This is a genomic window from Bremerella cremea, from assembly GCF_039541315.1.
Lineage (GTDB): Bacteria > Planctomycetota > Planctomycetia > Pirellulales > Pirellulaceae > Bremerella > Bremerella cremea.
In genome coordinates this window covers 2,611,624-2,629,542 of sequence record NZ_BAABFZ010000003.1, presented here as the reverse complement: position 1 = coordinate 2,629,542, position 17,919 = coordinate 2,611,624, and the positions used below count along the sequence as shown (strand labels likewise).

Sequence of the window (17,919 nt, the reverse complement as noted above, 5' to 3'; positions counted from 1 at the left end):
GAGGGGCCCCGCATCAGCGAGCCCCCGCTTCTTGATCGCTGAAGTTACTGGGCTAAGTCATCCGTAGTGACCAGGCCCTGCAGTTCCCCCTTCTGATCCTCGGCAACGAAACGGACTGAACCATCCACATTACCAACCAACACCCCATGGAAAACCTGTTGGCTGAAATCCTTCGCCAGGAACGCTTCTGGCGAGATATCGGTCGGCTGGGACCACGGGACCGGGTTGCTGGTGTCTTCGACCACCATAACTCGGTTCGGCGCGCCACGCATGACTTCACTCAACTTAACCCCTCGCCCGGTATTGATCGCCGTCTTGGGACCTGCCAAGGCGACATAGGTCGTCAAACCCTGATCCTCAAGCTCTTTCATCGCAGGATTGGTGTAAGCCCAAGGCGTTGTCGAGGCAAGCTGCAGGTTGGCAGGGCTGTTCCATGGCTGGTCGAAATCGTATTGGTCGTAGAGATAGTTCTCTTCGACGAAGGGCAAGAGCAGCGTCCGCCACGAATGCATCGGCTTGCCATCTTCATCGGGAATGTACGCAGGTGGAAGCGTGCCGTAGGTGTCTTGATAGTTGTGCAGTGCCAGGGCGATCATCTTCATGTTGTTGCTCGACTGCATGCGTTGGGCAGCGAGACGTGCCTGTCCCAGGGCAGGGAACACCACCAATGCGACGAGGCCGGCACAGGACAGCATCATCGTCCCGATCACGGCGAGCACGACCAGCACAATGACCTTGGCATTTCCACGACGACGAATCATGCAATGGATCCTTTAGCGATACCGAAAAGATTAGTTGGTCGAATCATCGTCGCAGTAGACATACGAACGAATCGAAGGGGAGTCGACATAGCCAAACCACTGGGAACTCGCATCTCCCTTCAGCAGCAGACCACCACAAATCTCATTGTTACGCAGCGGGGGACGTCCCACCAGTTCTTTCGGGTGAATGTCGATAGGTTTTGTCCAGACTTCTCTTCGCCGCGGCTCGAAGACCACCATCCCCGTAAGATCGAGCCCGTCGGCTACGTCAGAAAATCGACGCCCCACGGTCGACTGCATCATAGTTCGATCGGACTTCGGATCGACGATTGCCAGGCAGCACGTCTCACCCAGATTGGCCGAGGAACGTTGCGTTGGATCGGCAAACCAGTCGGGCATCTGCTGAACGAGAGGGAGGTTCGTCTCGCTATCCCAAGGTTCATCGAGTGCGAACTGCTGATAAAGATTACCTTCCCCCATGTAAGGCAGTATGAGAACGCGCCACGAGTACAAAGGGCGTCCCTCGTTGTCAGTTACCATGGCAGGCGGAAGCGAGCCGTGAGCGTCGTGGTAATCGTGCATGGCAAGCCCGATCTGCTTCAGGCTGCTGGCGATTGCCCCGCGAAAGCCAAGATTGCAACTAATTGTACTGCTAGGCAAAAGGAGCCCAATCAACACGCAGATGATCGCCACGATCACCAACAATTCGATCTTAGTAGGAAAACGACCGGTCGCTGGTGACTCTTTCGCGTCTTTGGTCGGTGACTTGTAAGGGTTAGTCTCGTGCTGGTCACTCATGGCGACTTCCCTTCGACCGCAACGAAGTGCGTGGAAAGTTGCTGCGAGGTTGGCTGGTCGAGTTCCATGACTTTGCCAGCCGAAGTGATGAAACGCAGCGGCAAGTCAGCCTCGGGATAGCGACTAAGCTGTTGCCAGAGCTGTTTCGGAGAAAGCACCTCAGGCTTCGTCCAAATCACCGGGGCACCGGGCAGTGACACGACGATCGCCTCCTCGCTTTCCTGTGACACGTCGGTGGCCACGATCCGATAGGTTGTTACGCCGTTGGCTCGTTGTTGGTCGTCATGAAATGGCGAGTCAAAGACCCCCGGCATTTGCGAGATCAGGTTCTGGTTCACCGGTGCGTCCCAAGGCTGGTTTAAGTCGAACTGGGCGAAGAGATCTTCGTGACCAAGTTCCGGCAAAAGCAACACCCGCCAGGAAAGAAGCGTATTGCCATCGTTATCGGTCACCCCTTGGGGCCGGGGAGTGTGGTCCTGCGAGCGATGCTGCGTGATCGCCTTTGCCAGGCTGATCAGATTCAATCTTTCTTGCACCTGGCGGGCTTCGTTTCTTCCCATCTCGATGTTCGGCAGGAAGGCCCATAGCAAGAACACCAAAGCCATCGTGATCAGCACGAGCAAACGAATCTTCATTGCCCTGAGTCCTTCCGGTCGGAGGTGTTTGACAAGATGCCAGCAACCGCCATGCGAGCGAGACTTGCCAGAACTGCCATCATAGCCCCCATCAGAACGAGCTCCTAGAAATTGGTCGTGCGCCATTCGGCCGACGAAGAGAGATGAGCGGCGTCCGAGGCGTCGACTTACAAGCTGTAGCGGTCATCCGGCGTTACAACCGGCACACTCGCCACGACTCGACCGACTGCGATAAGAAATCTAATTAGCAAAGCAGTATCAATCACATCCGACCGCTCACGATTCGATAAGTCTATCACCTGGGCAAGGTGGGGATCTTCCTGGGTGGTTAAAGGTTTGCGAACATCGCGAGTGAACAAGACGCACGTTCACGCACGATAGTTCAGTTGAAAGTCCGGCTCTCTTACCAAAGGTGATAGCACGGCAAGATTCCAGGGAAAGCTTCTCCTCTGGACTGGGGCTAAGTTCTGATGGCCCTTTCTTGCTTGGCTTCCCGCTCTTGGTAAGAGAGACGGACTTTCAACGTTTCTTGACTCAGGCAAACCCGCCTTAAGAACGGCAGCCTGACCGTGGCGAATAGACATCTCGCCTAAACTGCTATTTGCCAGTGACTTAGGCAGCATCGATGGCGTTTTAAGCGCCCCCCGGGGGCGGAATGTCCGCGAAATGTATCTCCTGGGCTGCGGCAGCGCTATAATGAGGGGAACGTTGCAACCTTCCCAAGTATCGCTTCCCACCTTCACCACTGATGGCACCTAATAACTCGGCACCTGAAGAGCTGACCGATGGCGAGATCCTCGCGGCCGTTCTGGCGGGCGATGCCGATCAGTATGCAACGATCGTGAAGCGTTACCGCCGGGCTCTGTTGAACCTGGCTTACAGTTATCTGGGCGATGCGCAGTTGGCGGAAGACGCCGTCCAGGAAGCTTTTCTTAACAGCTTCAAATGGTTGCACACCTACGACTCGCGATACAGCTTCCGAACGTGGCTGTGGCGAATCCTTCTAAACGTATGCCATCGGCTGCGAGAGAAGTCGAAGCGACAGCCGGTCAACACGACCACGCTGACCGGCGGCAGTGACGATCGCGAGCAGACGTCCATTTTGGAAACCGAAGTTCCTTGTCAGGCGCTATCGCGTTTGATCGATGGCGAACGCCGCGATCAAGTCTTGCGACTGCTCGATCAACTGACACCCATCCAAGCGGAAGCCATTCGCTTGCGGTTCTTCGGTGAGATGAAATTCCAAGAGATCGCCGACGCTCAGGATATCGGCTTGCCGGCCGCCAAGGCACGGGTTCGCAATGGATTGTTGCAACTAGCCAAACTCATTCAGAACACGTGCCAAGAGCTTTCCGAGGAACACGTCCGATGATTCAATCGCACCATCTTCCGACCTGCGACGACGTGTTTGAAGTGCTGACCCAAGGTCCTTTTCCAACCGGCCAGCACGAAGTCGACTTCCCCGTTCAGCGGCATTTGACCGTTTGCCATAGCTGTCGTGAGCTGGCAGAAGCATTGCGCCCAGCGACAGAAATGCTAGCCGAAGGCAAGCCAGACGCAGCCGAAGAAGAATCATCGCTGCCTGCCTTTCTGACAGTTGATAGCATCCAATCCGACCGCTGCGTTGCCGACCAGCCTGAGCGACCAAAGACCGACATTCTGGCGACAATTACTGGACCGCTGATCGCGCTAGCGTTGTGCTTGATGTTAATCCTGGCGATCGACAGCAACTGGCGTGGGGAAGTTTCTGGCCAAGGTGGCTTCGTTCCGCCGGTCAATCGCTTCGGATCTTCGCACGCGGTGGTCGTGCCGAACCTGCCAGAGCTGGCCGTCGGCCAGGCTCCTTGTTCGTTGGCGGCTATCGACTTCACGGTGAGCGAGGCCCCGACGGAAGCATTCACGGCGGCTCATTGCTGTAGCCAATGCCATCATGCCGGCTCGCATGACGACGCCGACTCTCCGGTGGTCACCCTGAAGCAGCCTCAGATGCTCGCGTTGATTGGGCGCTGCCAACATTGCCACGCTCAGTAAGCGCAGAGCGAGTGCTTAGTGGGCCGCAACGTGGCGGTTCGACTATCTTGGCCAAGAAGGATGCGGAGAGCTTCTAGCCGCTCGTAGGCCGATAGACCGGGGCGGTGACCGGCTTCAGGCGACGCTGCAGCCAGACGATACCGGCACCACAGCAAATGCCCATGAAGGCACCAGCAACTAATCCGCCTGTTTGCCAGAGCAGGTTGCTTCCCAACAAGGTGGCGATGGCCGATCCGGTGGCCAACCCGAGTCCCGAGCCGATGTAAAAACCGAGCTGGACTGCCTGCTTAACCGTATCCTGCGGTGCAGTGGTGGAAGAAGAGCGCGAGTCGATCACTTGCGACGTACTGCCTGAAAATTAGTTCTGTTCCGGGGAGAAGGCTTTATCTTCTCCGAAAGATAGCAATTCGGCCAGGGTAGAGCAAACCCGAATTAAAAAGGCGACATGAAATCTTCATTACGCCTTACTTTTTTTCTTGAGTATCGAATGGCTTCGAGCGGTTGCCACCACGCTTGCGGGTGAACCTAGGGAACCAGATGCAGGTTGTCTTCGGTCAGCGGATGAGCAATGCCATTGGCGATCACCGCGTCGTCTTCGTCGAGACCAGCAGCGACTTCGCCCTTGTCGTTGAAGAAGTAATCCTTCATCGGACCTGGTAAGTCTTCGAGACTGATAAATTCGACATGGCCGTCATCAAACAAGATGTTGAAGCGTCCATCTTCGTGGGCTTGCGGCGTGATCTGGCCATCTTTCACCACCACCACGTCTGAGGCGACCGGATAGCGAGCGTCCCCCTTCATCAGAGGTGCTTGAAGCTTGCCATTTTCGAGATTGCCCAGGTTATAGCTGTAAACGGCGGCCAAACGTTTCTGCAAACGTTCGACATCGTCGGCCGGAGCTTTGAGGAGCTGCTCGACGGTTGGCAGTTCCTGGTCGATGCCGGGACGATTCATCTCGGCACAGCGGACCGTTTCAGGATGGCGGATGATTCCGTTATCGATCAGCCGTGGTGCGTACGAGCCGGCGATCGACAGGGGGCCTTTAGCGGCGATGGCCGGATAACGCTTTTCAGCGTTGCCGGTGGCGAACTCGTGCAGGGCCATGCCGACCTGGTGAAGGTTGTTTTCACACTGGAGCCGGGCCGCCAGCATTCTTGAACTGGCCAGAGCCGGGAAGAATATCGCAACCGCGGCAATACATGCGCCGACGGCGACCACCATATCCATCAAAGTAAATGTCGGGCGCCCTCCACCACCCAGCGACTCGAACGCCGCGCGATTGGGGCGTTCTGGTGCGGTGGGGCTTTTTGGGACATTGGGATCAAGAATCTCCGCGAACAGTCCTGGGTTGTCCAGCAAGGCACATGTTCGCGAGGCGAGTCCGGCCGGCGGGGCGGCCTCGTCGAGACCATCGGCCATGAGATGGAGATGCGATCGGAGTTGTTCGATTTCAGCAGCAGCGCGAGGGTCGCTGGCGATATGCCGTTCGACCGAGGCTTGCTCGTGTTCGTCCAGGGCACCCATGAGGTAGCCCAACCAATGCTCACGCGTCATCGTCATCGGGTGTATAAACTTCGTTCCATGCTTCGGTAAGTTTCTGCACAGCGGTGTGCAGGCGACTTTTGACCGTCCCGACCGGAATACCCAAGATGTCGGCCGCTTCGCGGTACTTCAAACCTTGGTAGTAGACCAGCACGATCGCGGTCTTCAACGACTCCGGAAGGTCCTGAACGGCATCACGCATAACACGTTGTCGTTCCTGATCATCCATCTGCGACATCGGCCCTGGCTCTGAGCTAACCAGCAAATCGACCAGCGAACCGGTCTCTTGCTGCTCGCCCGAGCTGCCAGCGCGATCCAAGCTAACCATCTTATGGCGCTTGGTTTTACGCTGAGCATCGATCGCCTGATTCGTGGCAATCGTGTATAGCCAAGGACGGAAACGACGTCCCACCTCAAAGGTGTCGCATTTCAGGTGCACTTGCAGGAAGGCAGCCTGAAACACATCCTCCGCCATTTCGGGGTCGCCGAGGTAGCGTCGCAGGTAGTTGTACAGCTCTCGCTCGTAGCGCTGCACCAACTTCTGGAAGTAACTCCGGTTCCCCGAATCCCGATACGCCAGCAGCAAGTCCTCGTCGGACTTGGGTTGAACTAGCGATGGGTCGGAGTAACTTGACGTCATTTCAAGTGTGGCAGTTGTCATTTCTACGAAGGTTCCCAGCAATGGTTCGAAATCCGTTTCCTGAAGGGAGCAATCTTCATGCAAACCTTGAAAAAGGCTTGGCGAAGGTGCCTTTCGACCATTGCCGTGATCCATATTCTAACACGCGTGAACCCCAACCGGAGTTTTGCGTGGGCAGATGGTCGAGAATTGACAGCCCCATGACAGGCTCCTAAACTCGTCATACCCCTTATGCAACGCCCGTGCCGAAGGACCACAAATGAGTGACACCAAATACAAATGGGCCGTTGCAGGCGACGTTAACGCCTTCTTTGGCTTGATGTTAGATAATATCGCCGACCTATTGCTGACAATCGGATTGCTAGCAACAGTCTTTAACTTTCCTACAACGTTCGCGATTGAACACATGGTTCCGGGAACGGCCATAGGCGTGCTTGTAGGGGACCTGATATTCTTCTGGATGGCCCTGTCCCTGGCTAAGAGAAGTCGTCGTAACGACATAACTGCCATGCCTTTAGGGCTTGATACCCCGAGCACATTCGGCATGGTCTTTTTCGTTTTGGGGCCGTCGTTCCTGTTTGGAATCCAGGATTTACAACTGACAGCAGAAGAGGCTGCTATCCGTACGTGGCACATTGGCATTTGGTCCATTGTTCTGTCCGGAATTTTCAAAGTCGGCTGTTCTTTCTGCGCGAGCTCCATTCGTAGCATCATTCCTCGCGCTGGCTTGCTAGGATCGCTAGCCGCGATTGCGTTGGTGCTGATTAGCTTCCTCCCGTTTGTCGAGGCGATGCACTTTCCGCTGGTCGGCATGACGGCCCTGTCGATCATCCTGGTGACCTTGGTTGCCCGGATTCATTTGCCCTGGAACATCCCCGGAGCGTTCGCCGCGCTGGCCGTTTCCGGAACCATCTATTACGTGATGTATGGCCTGGGCATGCTTGGGGCGACGCCGGAAGGGATGAACTTCCGTCCGGAAGATGCCTTGATGCCGACCGGCTGGCTCTCGGCGTTTCACTTCCAATGGCTCAACTGGACTTCCTTCATGGAAGCCGCCGCTTACTTGCCGATCGTCCTTCCGTTTGCCTTGGGTACCGTGATTGGCGGGATCGACTGTGTCGAAAGCGCTGCGGCATCTGGCGATGAGTACAACACCAATCACATCGTTGGCGTCGAAGCACTCGCGACGCTGATCGCCGGCTTGTGCGGGGGCGTGATTCAAACGACACCTTACATTGGGCATCCCGCTTATAAAGCAATGGGTGGCCGGGCCGCCTATACGCTGGCGACCGCCTTTTTTGTCGGCGGGGCAGGGGTGCTTGGCTACTTCGGGTATCTCTACTGGGCGATCCCCAAGCCGACCGTCTTTCCGATCCTCGTTTTCATCGGGCTTGAGATCACTTCGCAAAGCTTCCTGGCGACTCCCAGACGGCATTACCCGGCGGTTTCGATTGCTTGTATTCCGGCACTTGCCGCGATGGTGCTGATCTTCATGGGGGACCTTCAAGGCCAATACACCAGCATGTCGTTCGAGATGAAAGGACAGATCTCCGCGATGGTCGAAGCAGGTCACCTCGACGACGAAGGGGCCAAGCAGATGACGGCGTTATCGGACAAGCTGTTCAACTACAGCCAAGGCGATATCCAGTCGGCTCCCGACGAACATGGCCATTCGCATCCCTCCGAAACTGCCGTGAAGATGCAAACCCTGCGGACACTTTCTGGCGGGTTCGTGCTGACCGGTATGCTGTGGGCCGCGATCCTGGCGTACATCATCGATCGCCGATTGATGATGGCGGCAGCCTTTGCGGGCGCGTGTGCGATCTTCAGCCTCTTCGGGCTCATTCACTCTCCGTTTCCCAGTGGTAAACTGGTACTGGGCTGGGATGTCCCTGACATGCCAGTTTCCGCCGCCGGTCAGGGACCTCTGTATATGATGGGGGCCTACTTGTGCATGGCGGTCGTTCTGATGGTGTGTGCGGCCTTGGCCAAAGAGTCGAGCCCGCCCGAGCATCCGGAACACGAATCAGCCTAAGCGATCCTGCGAGCTTCGCACCTACTTCCCACACGGAAAGCACCTCCCATGCTCGAGCGCATTCTCGAACCTGAATACATGGACTCGCCACAAGAGGCCATGGACTACGACGACATGGACCACGAAACGGTCAACGAAGCGTTCGTGACCGATCTGCTGACTTACTTGGGAGTGACGCCTGATCCCGAGGCGGCCGAGATGATCGACATCCTCGATCTGGGGACCGGTACCGCTCGCATTCCGATCGTCCTGGCCGACCGCATTCCGCAGTGCCGAATCATGGGGGCCGATGCCTCGATCGCGATGCTGGACGTGGCGAAGATCAACATCGACATTGCCTGCGTCACCGATCGCGTGCAACTGGTGAAGCTTGACGCCAAGCAGATCGACTACGAAGACGAGTTCTTCACCGGTGTGATGTCCAACAGCATCGTGCACCATATCCCGGAACCGCAAGCCGTCCTCGCCGAGAGCGTTCGTGTGGTTGTCCCCGGCGGATGGCTTTTCTTCCGCGATCTATTGCGGCCAGAAACCGACGAGCAGTTGAACCACCTGGTCGAAACCTATTGCAGCGGCGAGACCGATTCGGCCAAGAAGATGTTCTCCGAGTCGCTTCACGCAGCCCTCTCTTTGGACGAAATTCGAGGCCTGGTTTCGGCGCTCGGATTCGATCCGGAAACGGTCCAGCAGACGACCGACCGTCATTGGACCTGGGCGGCACGAAAGCCGGCATAACCGCTACATCCGGCAACTTGACCAATCGGCTGGCAAATGTTGTGGCAATTCTAGCGAGTTGTCTCCCACGTCTGGGCTTACGCCCACCTACGATGAATTTCGTAGTGCGTGGTTACGTGATCTAACCTGGGTGATGTTCCTGGAGGAACATCGGGAGGGTCGCGCTCCATCTTCAGTCGATTGAAATTGCTATGTCTACCGATTGCCCGTCGAGCGACGCGATGTCGCTGACGAGCGGACAGCCTCTGGCCAATACCGTTGTCGTTTCCGATATCGATCGCTCTTCATCTCTGCTGATCGAATGGGAACGCCTTGCCGGAGCGCGCCTGTTTCTGGGACCACGCTGGCTGCTGAGTTGGTGGGATCATTTCCGCCAGCCTGGCGATCAATTGCACATTGTCACCGTCCGCGATCCCGATGGCTGGCTGATTGGCCTGGCTCCGTGGTATCGCCGCCAAACCTGGTGGGGCGGAAACGAGATCCAGTTCCTTGGCTCGGGCGAAGTCTGTAGCGATTACCTTTCGATTTTGGCCAAGGCTGGCGAAGAAACCACCGTCGTACGCGCGGTATCCAACTTCGTCGAAGAGGCGATGCTCGGCATCGACCGATTCTACCTCGAAGGGATCGAAGCGGACGACGCCGTGATGCGCCAGTTCGTCGCGGCCATGCAATCGCTTCAGTTCGATGTCAGCCAACGCGAATGCCTGGAAGGGTATCGTTTGGAACTACCCACCGAGTGGGAAGGATGGCTCTCGCAGCTTTCCAAATCGAGACGCAACCGCGTACGCCAACTGTGGCGAAATCAGTTCGATACCGGCGTCGCCAAAATTCACGTTGCTGACGAAACGACGCTCGACGAAGGGTTCGCGATCCTGGTCGACCTGCATCAGCACCGTCGCAATCAACTCGGTCAGGCCGGCTGCTTTGCCTCGACGCGGTTTCACGACTTCTTGAAGCAGGCCGCAGTCGAACACCTGAAAGCGGGCCAACTTCGTCTGCAGTGGATCGAGCTCGAAGGGAAGCCAGTCGCGGCGGAACTCGACTTGATGGAGGGCGATAATTATCTGCATTACTGCTCGGGCATGGCCATCGACTGCGAACACGCGCGTCCAGGTTGGCTCGGCGTGACGGCGGCGATTCGATATGCCATTGAATCAGGCCGCACCAATTTCGACTTCCTCCGCGGCGACGAAGGCTACAAGAGTCACTGGCGTGGCCAGCCAGTCGCGATGATCAACGTCGAACTGGTTCCACCGAAGTTCCGAGCTCAGGCCCGCTATCGATTCCGCTCGATGGTCGATCTGGCCAAGCAACATGCCAAGCGAGTTCTTCATCGCCCGGCAAAATCGGCACAACCAGCCTCCGGTTCATCGGACCACAACTAACGACTCGATGAATAGAGCAGGGCAATGCTGCTAGCTCTTTATCCTCGAGGTGTCGTTCATGAATCATAAGGCTTGGTCGATTCATTTCATTTACGCTGGCGTGATCTTACTTCTCGCTGGCGGTCAAATGTATGCCGTTGAATCGTATCAGCTCACGCCATCCGCTACGAAGTTTCTGGCTCACAATGTGGGGCCAGGCCCCGAAACGGCTCAGGGCGCGATCAATCACTTCATGGTGAACTCGAATACCGGCGTTCGCGAAACGATCACGCCACCCGGCTGGGTTGCCTGGGCAGCTTTGAGCGCTGGTGCTGTCCTTTCCGTGCATGGCGGGATGCTGATCGCCAACAAGCGATAACCTGGAAGGCCTGATCGATCGTATACTGAGGTCTGCCCAGCCACACCTTTCCGCCAGGCCGTCCGATGATAAAACCCACCCTCCAAGAGCTCGCCGAGCAGCACACCGACGAAGCGATTGCCGCACGCATTGCTGGCCCGGGTGTGGATGGCTTCGCAGGAGACTTCGTCCTGGGGGGCGTCGATGGAGCTGTGACCACTTTCGCCATTGTTGCCGGCACGGCCGGTGCCAACTTCGGCGTGACGGTCGCCATCATTCTGGGAATCGCGAACTTGCTGGCCGATGGTTTCAGCATGGCGATCAGCAATTATCTGAAAGCTCGCAGCGATCAAATGCAGCTTCAGAAGTATCGTTCGCTCGAGAACCTTCACATCCAGAAGCTACCTGATCGCGAACGGGAAGAGATCCGCCAGATCTTCGCTGCCAAAGGGTTCGAGGGGGAACTGCTGGAACAAGTTGTCGAGACCATCTGCCAGGACCAACATCGCTGGGTCGATACGATGCTGGTCGAAGAGTGGGGCTTACGTCTCCAACCACCAACGCCCTGGAAGTCGGGTCTGGTGACCTTCAGCGGATTCGTCCTTGCCGGATCGATTCCGTTGATCCCTCTACCATTCGCGCATTTAGGATTCGATCCGACGCACATCTTTCTTACCAGCGCCCTTTTGACCGGCGTCGCGTTTGTGCTGATTGGTATCTTCCGCGCCAAGGTCGTTCAGGAAGGCATCGCCTCTTCCGTTTCTGAAACGGTGATCACCGGCGGCTCGGCAGCAGCGATTGCCTTTGGAGTGGGGGTGTTGCTGGATCGATTCCTGCAAACCTAACCCCAGTCGGACGGGGGAGGATGCTGTCACTCGTTTCCCGCGCATGCCCTTCGGCGAAATGGTCGAGAAACGTTTGCCCCTGCAGGCCGAAAGGTGGAGAATAGAAGTTAACACTTCGCCTTGGAATGCAGTGCGACGACACCCCCTCCGCCTCTTCCCAGTTCCGGTTATCCGGGTCGCCTCTCTCGCCCCAAGGTAAGCCTAAATAGAGACGAATTTCCGCTGCGATTTGCATCGATTCTTGAGAACTCCGCTCTTGTGAAATTCGTAACAAATAACAGAGAGCTGAAGGTTTGAGAGAAGCTCAAACCGACACACCCATGGAGAAGGAGTCGCGCCATGAACTTTCAACGAATTCTCTTTCCGACCGACTTTTCCCACTGCGGCGATGCTGCGATGCACCTAGCAACCGCACTGGCACGTGATAGTGGCGGAACGATCATCATCGCCCACGTCGAAGAACCGCCCACGGTCTACGGCACCGGCGAAATGTATTACGGCATGCTCGATCCGTCTCCGGACGATCTGAAACGCATGCTCCACGAAATCAAACCAAGCTCGCCCGAGGTTCCGGTGGAATACCGCCTGGTCACTGGCGATCCCTCGACCGCGATTTGCCGTCTGGCAGCGGAAGAGAATGTGGACCTCATTGTTCTAGGAACACACGGCCGAACGGGCCTGCTACATATGTTGATTGGAAGTACGGCGGAATCGATCGTACGTCATGCCAAGTGTCCCGTGCTGACGTTCAAGCAGCCGCCTGACTCCACCTGATTCCTTACCCCATCTTGAACGTCCCTGAAAAGGGAAGGAGGTGTGCGATGTCCGACAATACGTATCTCACGGGAGGAAACAAATCCTTCTACCTGCATTTCGCTTTTGAACATGAAGGACTCGATTGTGCGATCCACGATCTGCAACGAAGCCTTCGCGGCCCAACCAAGGGGCTGACCACACCTCAACTTTCCTTGCGTCTGGTACAACTCCACGAGTTGATGACCAAACACTTCCGGGAAGAAGAAGAAGGATGCTTCGACGAGATCTGTGCCCAGCATCCGCACATGTGCCCGGCGACTCGCAAGATGGAAACGACGCATCGAAACTTGATGCAACAAATCGACTCGCTGATCGATACCCTGGAGGCAGACAAAATCAGCGAAAACTGGAAAGAACAGTTTGACAAGTTCGTCACGGCAATGAAGGAGCACGAGGAAGAAGAGAAAGCGTTCGTCCGTCGCGGGCTGGAACTGAGCGAAGAATAGCCCTGGCTGTTATGCCCAGTTGTCGTTCGCTAACATAGGACGCGATGCCCCATAAGAGACTGCCTGACGAGAGTTAGCAAAGGAGATTGCCAATGTCTTGGATTACGAAACCTCCCGTTGTGGTTCCTTACGACTTCTCGGAAGATGCCAAGGGAGCCGTCGACATGGCAATTTCCATGCTGGGTGGCAGTGAAGGGGTTCACCTGATTCATGTCCTCGGCGAGCTTTCTCCCGCCGAACCTGGCGAGGTCTGGCACACCGTCGACGAGAATACCCGGACGCATCACGCGACGACCTCGATCCGCAAAAGCCTGGGCGACGAAAAGTACCAGGCCCTGAAGATCTCGGTTGCCTTCGGCGATCCTGGAGAACAGATCTGTCACTTCGCTGACGAACTAAAGGCCAACGCGATCTTGATTCCGTCGCACGGTCGCTCGTCGATCATGCGAGTGCTGGTCGGTTCGGTTGCCGATCGCGTTGTTCGCCTGGCCAACTGCCCGGTGATCGTGCTGAAGAAGCCCCGCAAGTAAATCAGGGGATCGACGTTCGAGTGAGCCATGAACAACTCGGCGGATAAAGACGGCTTTAGTCCGTTCGATTCTCCTAGTGAGGGTTCGCCACGCCAGCGAACCCATCGCTGGCTCTGGTTCTGGGCAGGCTTCGGCGTGACATACGTCGGCCTGCTGTTCTTCTTTCAGGTCTATATTCAGACCGAGACTGGCATTCGGTCGGTCCCGCTTTGGCAAAGCTACGCCCATCTACTCTCTCGCCCGGTCGTTTCATCCGACCTGCTGGGCGAATTCGGCATTCCCCTTGGCCTGGCAGCGATTGTTGGGGGCCTTTTGAGCTGGGTCACGCGAGATCTGGCTTGAGATCTTGAGACAACCTGTTGTCATAGTGATAACAAATGGGCTGCTGACACGAATCTCTTACCTCTGCGGCATTTTCTGAATATTCCGCAAGCTCTTGTTTCACAATCACTTGCGCTATCATTCCCTCGATTCACTCTCGTTTTGGCACCCCTGCTGCCTTTAGTACTAGCGTTGCCAGCGAATCAACGGTGGCAACGGGAAACACAAACGAGCTTTTAAATTGAATTGAATTTTGGGGGAGAAAGAGATGTTGCTGAAAACTTTGGTTTGGAGCGGTGTCCTGTCGGTGGCTTTGGTTTCGATGACTTCGACCGCTCAGGCGGATCACTTTGTTCATCGTGGCCGCCTGGTGAACGACATCGAACGTCTGCATCACGACGTCGAAGACTTGTATCGCGAAGTACGTCATCACAGGTCGTTCGGTCCGCTGGCTTTCGAGGCCAAGGCTTTGCTTCGCGAAGTCGATCACTTCTGCGAAACGGCTCAGCGTTATGGCAGCTTGAGCCACCTGAAAGCAGACTTCCGTGAAGTCTCTGACGAAATGCGTCACGTGCAGCGAGAACTTCGCACTTTGTGGCACCGCTTCCACCATCATCACGGCGACGATCATATCCTCAGTGCATGGGCTGACGTCGAGCGTTCGTTCGACCGAGTCTACTTCGACCTGTACGAAAACCACTGCGGCTTCATCCAGTACCACTGCGTGATCCCAGTCGCACCAGGTCATGGCCACGGACATGGCCACCACGGTCACGGCCCAGGCTACTACCAGCCTAAGCAGGGGGTCCAATTCGGAGTGAAGAACGGCAAAGTTCAGGTTCACGTCGGAGGCAATGCTCCCGGCTGGGCACACATCCTGAAGGCTGCCATGAAATAGTCGAGGGTGTACTCGACGGGAAAGCGTGCGATCGCCTATCGCACGCTTTTCTTTTTTCTTGGCACTCGATTGAAATCGCTCCTAGAATGCAAGAAGAACTTGAGCGCAGGCCATGTTGCCGGAAGGAAATCGAATGCGTCACATTACTCTACCACTCGCCACCCTTGTGGTTGTTGGGCTGCTTGCGGCCGATCTTTCCGCCCAGAATGTGTTTATCCGCCGGGGTAACATGAGCGCCGATGCCTTGGCGCTCGAGCATGCGGTCAAGAAGCTCGCCTCGCACGATACCAACATGGAAACACTCAATGCGGCCCTGAAAGACCTGGCTAACGAGTCGCAGAAGTTTACGCAGCTCGCCCAACGGCAGGGGAGTTATTACGCCCTGCAACATGCGTTTGATCCGGTGATCCGGCGTTATAAGGTGGTGGAATACACGATCAATTCCGCCTCGGACTGGCAGCAGGGCAATCCACGCATGCAAGAATGGCGGAACGTGCAGACCGCCTTCGATCAGGCTTACCTCGATCTGTACGGATACGACCTTCTCGACCCATACTTCGGGCGTCATCCCGATTTTGCGGCCGTTCCGGTGCAGCCGCAAATTCCGATGCGGGTGCTGCACCCCGAGCGACCATCGTGGTCGTACTCGCGAACGACGGTCGAATCAGTCACCGCCCCGGTGGTGAGCTCGCCAGGTGAAGTGATCCGGGTGCGAGGCAATCCTCGCCAGTTCTAAAGCCAAAGCAGAAACCAAGAACGCATAAGAGGGCTCCATGTTGTCTCATGGAGCCCTCTTTATTGATTCAGGCAGCAGTCTGGGTAGGCTCGCGATTAGCGGCCATGGCGCCAGTGGTGAACGCGGCGGACATTATTGCCATAGAAATGTCCGGGGCGGTTTGGACGTTCGAGCAACGGCATCGAGCGAACTTGCGTGCGGTACTCGACACGGTTCATACCGTTGACCGAATTTGCTTGAAAACCAAACCACAAAGCGGCCACCATAGCCATGCTGCAGATAATGCTTTTACGGTTGGAAGGAACCATCTGAAACCTTTCTATCTCTAGCTATCTTGTCGAAGGACGCGAAAGTATAGCTTTACAATCGCGCTATGCCGGTGGGTCCTCTGCAATTTCCCAGAAATCGCCAGACACGCTAGACCACCCAATCAGCAAACACGATACCAAACCACCCAAAACCACCTATTCGGTGTCTAAACGGGCAATGTCTGGTGAGATAGCTTCCAATTCCATGCGTAAGAAACGCTTCACCTGGTTGGTTGTCTTCATCTCCATCACCTTCTCGACCACCCTTTCGGCGTGTTCGACCGTCGTTAGAATTGCTAACTCCTTGATGGTGGGGATAAAGGCGGGGCTCATGCTGAACGATCGCAGCCCCATGCCCAGCAGCAGCAGAAAGGCGCGTGGCTGACCTGCCATCTCGCCGCAGAGCGTGACCGGCTTGTTAGCCGTGTTGCAAGCTTCGATCACGTGCTTCAGCGTCATCACCACGGCGGGCGAAAGAGGCTGGCACAATCCGCTGACCTTCGGGTTATCGCGGTCGGCAGCGGTCAGGTACTGCACCAGGTCGTTCGATCCAATCGAAACGAAGTCGACCAGTTCCAGCAGATGATGGATGCAAACCGCGGCGGCTGGCACTTCGAGCATCATGCCAATCTTTACCTTGCCACGCGGAACGCCGCGCTGGTCGAGCGACTTCTCGGCCTTGCGAACCAGGTGATTGGCTTTTCGCATTTCCTCGACGTTGGTGACCATCGGGAAAAGCATGTTCACTTCTCCCTCGCCATCCTCGCCCAGTTCCGCCGCGCATCGCATGATGGCTCGCAACTGCGAAAGGAAGAACTCGGGATGCTCGAACGACAATCGAATGCTGCGCCAGCCCATGAACGGGTTCGCTTCATTGTGATTGTGCCCGAGGTAGGCCACCGTCTTATCGCCGCCAATATCAAGCGTGCGAATCGTGACGTAATGATGGGGCGACTTGGTCAAGATCTCGCGATAGACGTCGAACTGTTCGTCTTCGTCCGGCACGTTGTCGTGCGTCAGGTACAAGTATTCGGTGCGGTACAAACCGACACCCCAAGCCCCCATCGCTTCGGCCGCTTCGACATCTTTCACGTTGTTGATGTTGGCCAGCAACTTGAGCGGCGTGCCATCGCGGGTTACGGCAGGGTGATGGCGATTGGCGGCGAGCTGATCTTTGAGATGGAAGAACTCGCGCTCGAGCTTGCGATAGGCCGCTAATTCTTCCGCTTCGGGATTGATCGAGACAACACCTTCGCTGCCGTTGACGACGATCGTATCGCCTGTCTTCACTTTGCGAAGGATCCCCGAAACTCCACTGACCGCCGGGATACCACGGCTACGCGCGATCAACGCCGCGTGACTGGTCTGGCTTCCAGCTTGGGTGACGATGCCGCGCACGTCGGCTTCGCCCAGAGCAACCGCTTGCGATGGCAACAGTTCATCGGCGACGACAATCAACGGACCACTCAGCCCGGACTCTTCGGCATCGTTAAGGACGTCGGAAAGGTAGGCACTTAATCGCACGACCACGTCGCGAATATCGTTCAGCCGTTCCTGAAGATATTCGTCGCCCATCTTGGCGAACATCGCGGTGTACTCTTCCATCAGGCGATGCAGCGAGGCCGATGCCGTGACGTGTTCTTGAACGATCCAGTGACGAACCTTGTTTGTGAACGCAGGGTCGCGAAGAATTGCCTGGTGGACGGCGAAGATCGCCGCCTCGTTCTTCCCGATCTGCTTTTCGACCTTGGCCTGCAACGCAGCAAGATCGACCGCCGTTCGTTCGCGGGCTTGTTCGTAGCGCGCAAGCTCTTTCTGAACTTCGTGCTTCTCCAATCGCTTGCGATCGGGATTCACGAAGATCTCAAGAATGCAGTACGCCACCCCGATCGAGATGCCCGGGGATACTGCTAGTCCTTTTTCCATTCCCGACACGATGGTCTCTCTATTGGTAAAGCCCGAGGGAAGGTCCGCCTAATTACGCATTATAGCAGTCGAGACCTTCAGATGCGGCTTCACCGCAGCTAAACGGTCGATAATGGAGCCCAGTCCGCTACTGAACCCGTAGACGCGCACGAGTACCTATTATCTATTACGCATCCATCCTCATATGAGTTGTG

At 56.3% G+C, this 17,919-nt stretch carries 21 protein-coding genes; 13 read left to right on the top strand and 8 right to left on the bottom strand.

Annotated features, from left to right (window positions below; all coding sequences use genetic code 11):
• Positions 1 to 44: 44 nt before the first annotated feature.
• Genes ABD890_RS13025 through ABD890_RS13015 form a run of 3 tightly spaced genes read right to left on the bottom strand, consistent with a single transcriptional unit; the run spans position 45 to position 2,194 of the window.
• On the bottom strand, positions 45 to 761 hold the full coding sequence (locus ABD890_RS13025; protein ID WP_345089879.1) for a DUF1559 family PulG-like putative transporter: 717 nt from the start codon (positions 759 to 761) through the stop codon (positions 45 to 47).
• Between the two features lie 30 nt (positions 762 to 791).
• Positions 792 to 1,559 carry a DUF1559 family PulG-like putative transporter gene (locus ABD890_RS13020; protein ID WP_345089876.1) on the bottom strand — a complete coding sequence of 256 codons (768 nt, stop codon included), beginning with the start codon at positions 1,557 to 1,559 and terminating at the stop codon, positions 792 to 794.
• A complete protein-coding gene (locus ABD890_RS13015) occupies positions 1,556 to 2,194 on the bottom strand; it encodes a DUF1559 family PulG-like putative transporter (protein WP_345089874.1) in 639 nt (212 codons plus the stop codon). The genes ABD890_RS13020 and ABD890_RS13015 overlap by 4 nt, the downstream gene beginning before the upstream one ends.
• A 748-nt stretch (positions 2,195 to 2,942) precedes the next feature.
• Between ABD890_RS13015 and ABD890_RS13010 the strand changes: the two genes are divergently transcribed.
• Positions 2,943 to 3,566, top strand: coding sequence for an RNA polymerase sigma factor (locus ABD890_RS13010; RefSeq protein WP_345089871.1), 624 nt, complete (start codon positions 2,943 to 2,945; stop codon positions 3,564 to 3,566).
• A complete protein-coding gene (locus tag ABD890_RS13005) occupies positions 3,563 to 4,225 on the top strand; it encodes a hypothetical protein (protein WP_345089868.1) in 663 nt (220 codons plus the stop codon). The genes ABD890_RS13010 and ABD890_RS13005 overlap by 4 nt, the downstream gene beginning before the upstream one ends.
• A 73-nt stretch (positions 4,226 to 4,298) precedes the next feature.
• Here the strand turns inward: ABD890_RS13005 and ABD890_RS13000 are convergent, their stop codons facing one another.
• The 3 genes from ABD890_RS13000 to ABD890_RS12990 form a co-directional block, all read right to left on the bottom strand.
• Entirely contained in the window at positions 4,299 to 4,562 is a 264-nt protein-coding gene (locus tag ABD890_RS13000; RefSeq protein ID WP_345089865.1) for a hypothetical protein, read from the bottom strand.
• A 188-nt stretch (positions 4,563 to 4,750) separates the two neighbouring features.
• Positions 4,751 to 5,785, bottom strand: coding sequence for a hypothetical protein (locus tag ABD890_RS12995; RefSeq protein WP_345089862.1), 1,035 nt, complete (start codon positions 5,783 to 5,785; stop codon positions 4,751 to 4,753).
• On the bottom strand, positions 5,769 to 6,428 hold the full coding sequence (locus ABD890_RS12990; protein WP_345089859.1) for an RNA polymerase sigma factor: 660 nt from the start codon (positions 6,426 to 6,428) through the stop codon (positions 5,769 to 5,771). Before ABD890_RS12990 ends, ABD890_RS12995 begins: the two co-directional genes overlap by 17 nt.
• A 706-nt stretch (positions 6,429 to 7,134) precedes the next feature.
• Between ABD890_RS12990 and ABD890_RS12985 the strand changes: the two genes are divergently transcribed.
• From ABD890_RS12985 to ABD890_RS12935, 11 genes are all read left to right on the top strand, one after another.
• On the top strand, positions 7,135 to 8,442 hold the full coding sequence (locus ABD890_RS12985) for a permease (RefSeq protein WP_345089856.1): 1,308 nt from the start codon (positions 7,135 to 7,137) through the stop codon (positions 8,440 to 8,442).
• A gap of 48 nt (positions 8,443 to 8,490) precedes the next feature.
• Positions 8,491 to 9,177: a class I SAM-dependent methyltransferase gene (locus ABD890_RS12980; RefSeq protein ID WP_345089853.1), complete on the top strand. Its 687-nt coding sequence runs from the start codon at positions 8,491 to 8,493 to the stop codon at positions 9,175 to 9,177.
• A 191-nt stretch (positions 9,178 to 9,368) separates the two neighbouring features.
• Positions 9,369 to 10,562: a GNAT family N-acetyltransferase gene (locus ABD890_RS12975; protein ID WP_345089850.1), complete on the top strand. Its 1,194-nt coding sequence runs from the start codon at positions 9,369 to 9,371 to the stop codon at positions 10,560 to 10,562.
• Positions 10,563 to 10,620: 58 nt separating this feature from the next.
• A complete protein-coding gene (locus tag ABD890_RS12970) occupies positions 10,621 to 10,920 on the top strand; it encodes a hypothetical protein (protein ID WP_345089847.1) in 300 nt (99 codons plus the stop codon).
• 65 nt (positions 10,921 to 10,985) lie between these two features.
• Positions 10,986 to 11,744, top strand: coding sequence for a VIT1/CCC1 transporter family protein (locus ABD890_RS12965; protein ID WP_345089844.1), 759 nt, complete (start codon positions 10,986 to 10,988; stop codon positions 11,742 to 11,744).
• 339 nt (positions 11,745 to 12,083) lie between these two features.
• On the top strand, positions 12,084 to 12,518 hold the full coding sequence (locus ABD890_RS12960) for a universal stress protein (protein WP_345089841.1): 435 nt from the start codon (positions 12,084 to 12,086) through the stop codon (positions 12,516 to 12,518).
• A gap of 47 nt (positions 12,519 to 12,565) precedes the next feature.
• The gene (locus tag ABD890_RS12955) at positions 12,566 to 13,006 is read left to right on the top strand and encodes a hemerythrin domain-containing protein (protein WP_345089838.1); all 441 of its coding nucleotides are present in this window, start codon (positions 12,566 to 12,568) and stop codon (positions 13,004 to 13,006) included.
• 92 nt (positions 13,007 to 13,098) lie between these two features.
• On the top strand, positions 13,099 to 13,536 hold the full coding sequence (locus ABD890_RS12950; RefSeq protein WP_345089836.1) for a universal stress protein: 438 nt from the start codon (positions 13,099 to 13,101) through the stop codon (positions 13,534 to 13,536).
• Between the two features lie 27 nt (positions 13,537 to 13,563).
• On the top strand, positions 13,564 to 13,878 hold the full coding sequence (locus ABD890_RS12945; protein WP_345089832.1) for a hypothetical protein: 315 nt from the start codon (positions 13,564 to 13,566) through the stop codon (positions 13,876 to 13,878).
• 247 nt (positions 13,879 to 14,125) lie between these two features.
• On the top strand, positions 14,126 to 14,755 hold the full coding sequence (locus tag ABD890_RS12940; protein WP_345089829.1) for a hypothetical protein: 630 nt from the start codon (positions 14,126 to 14,128) through the stop codon (positions 14,753 to 14,755).
• A 133-nt stretch (positions 14,756 to 14,888) separates the two neighbouring features.
• The gene (locus ABD890_RS12935) at positions 14,889 to 15,491 is read left to right on the top strand and encodes a hypothetical protein (RefSeq protein ID WP_345089826.1); all 603 of its coding nucleotides are present in this window, start codon (positions 14,889 to 14,891) and stop codon (positions 15,489 to 15,491) included.
• A 95-nt stretch (positions 15,492 to 15,586) separates the two neighbouring features.
• On the opposite strand, the gene ABD890_RS12930 is transcribed toward ABD890_RS12935, so the two are convergent.
• The gene (locus ABD890_RS12930) at positions 15,587 to 15,799 is read right to left on the bottom strand and encodes a hypothetical protein (RefSeq protein ID WP_345089823.1); all 213 of its coding nucleotides are present in this window, start codon (positions 15,797 to 15,799) and stop codon (positions 15,587 to 15,589) included.
• Between the two features lie 156 nt (positions 15,800 to 15,955).
• Positions 15,956 to 17,725, bottom strand: coding sequence for a phosphoenolpyruvate--protein phosphotransferase (gene ptsP / locus ABD890_RS12925; RefSeq protein WP_345089820.1), 1,770 nt, complete (start codon positions 17,723 to 17,725; stop codon positions 15,956 to 15,958).
• Positions 17,726 to 17,919 lie beyond the last annotated feature (194 nt).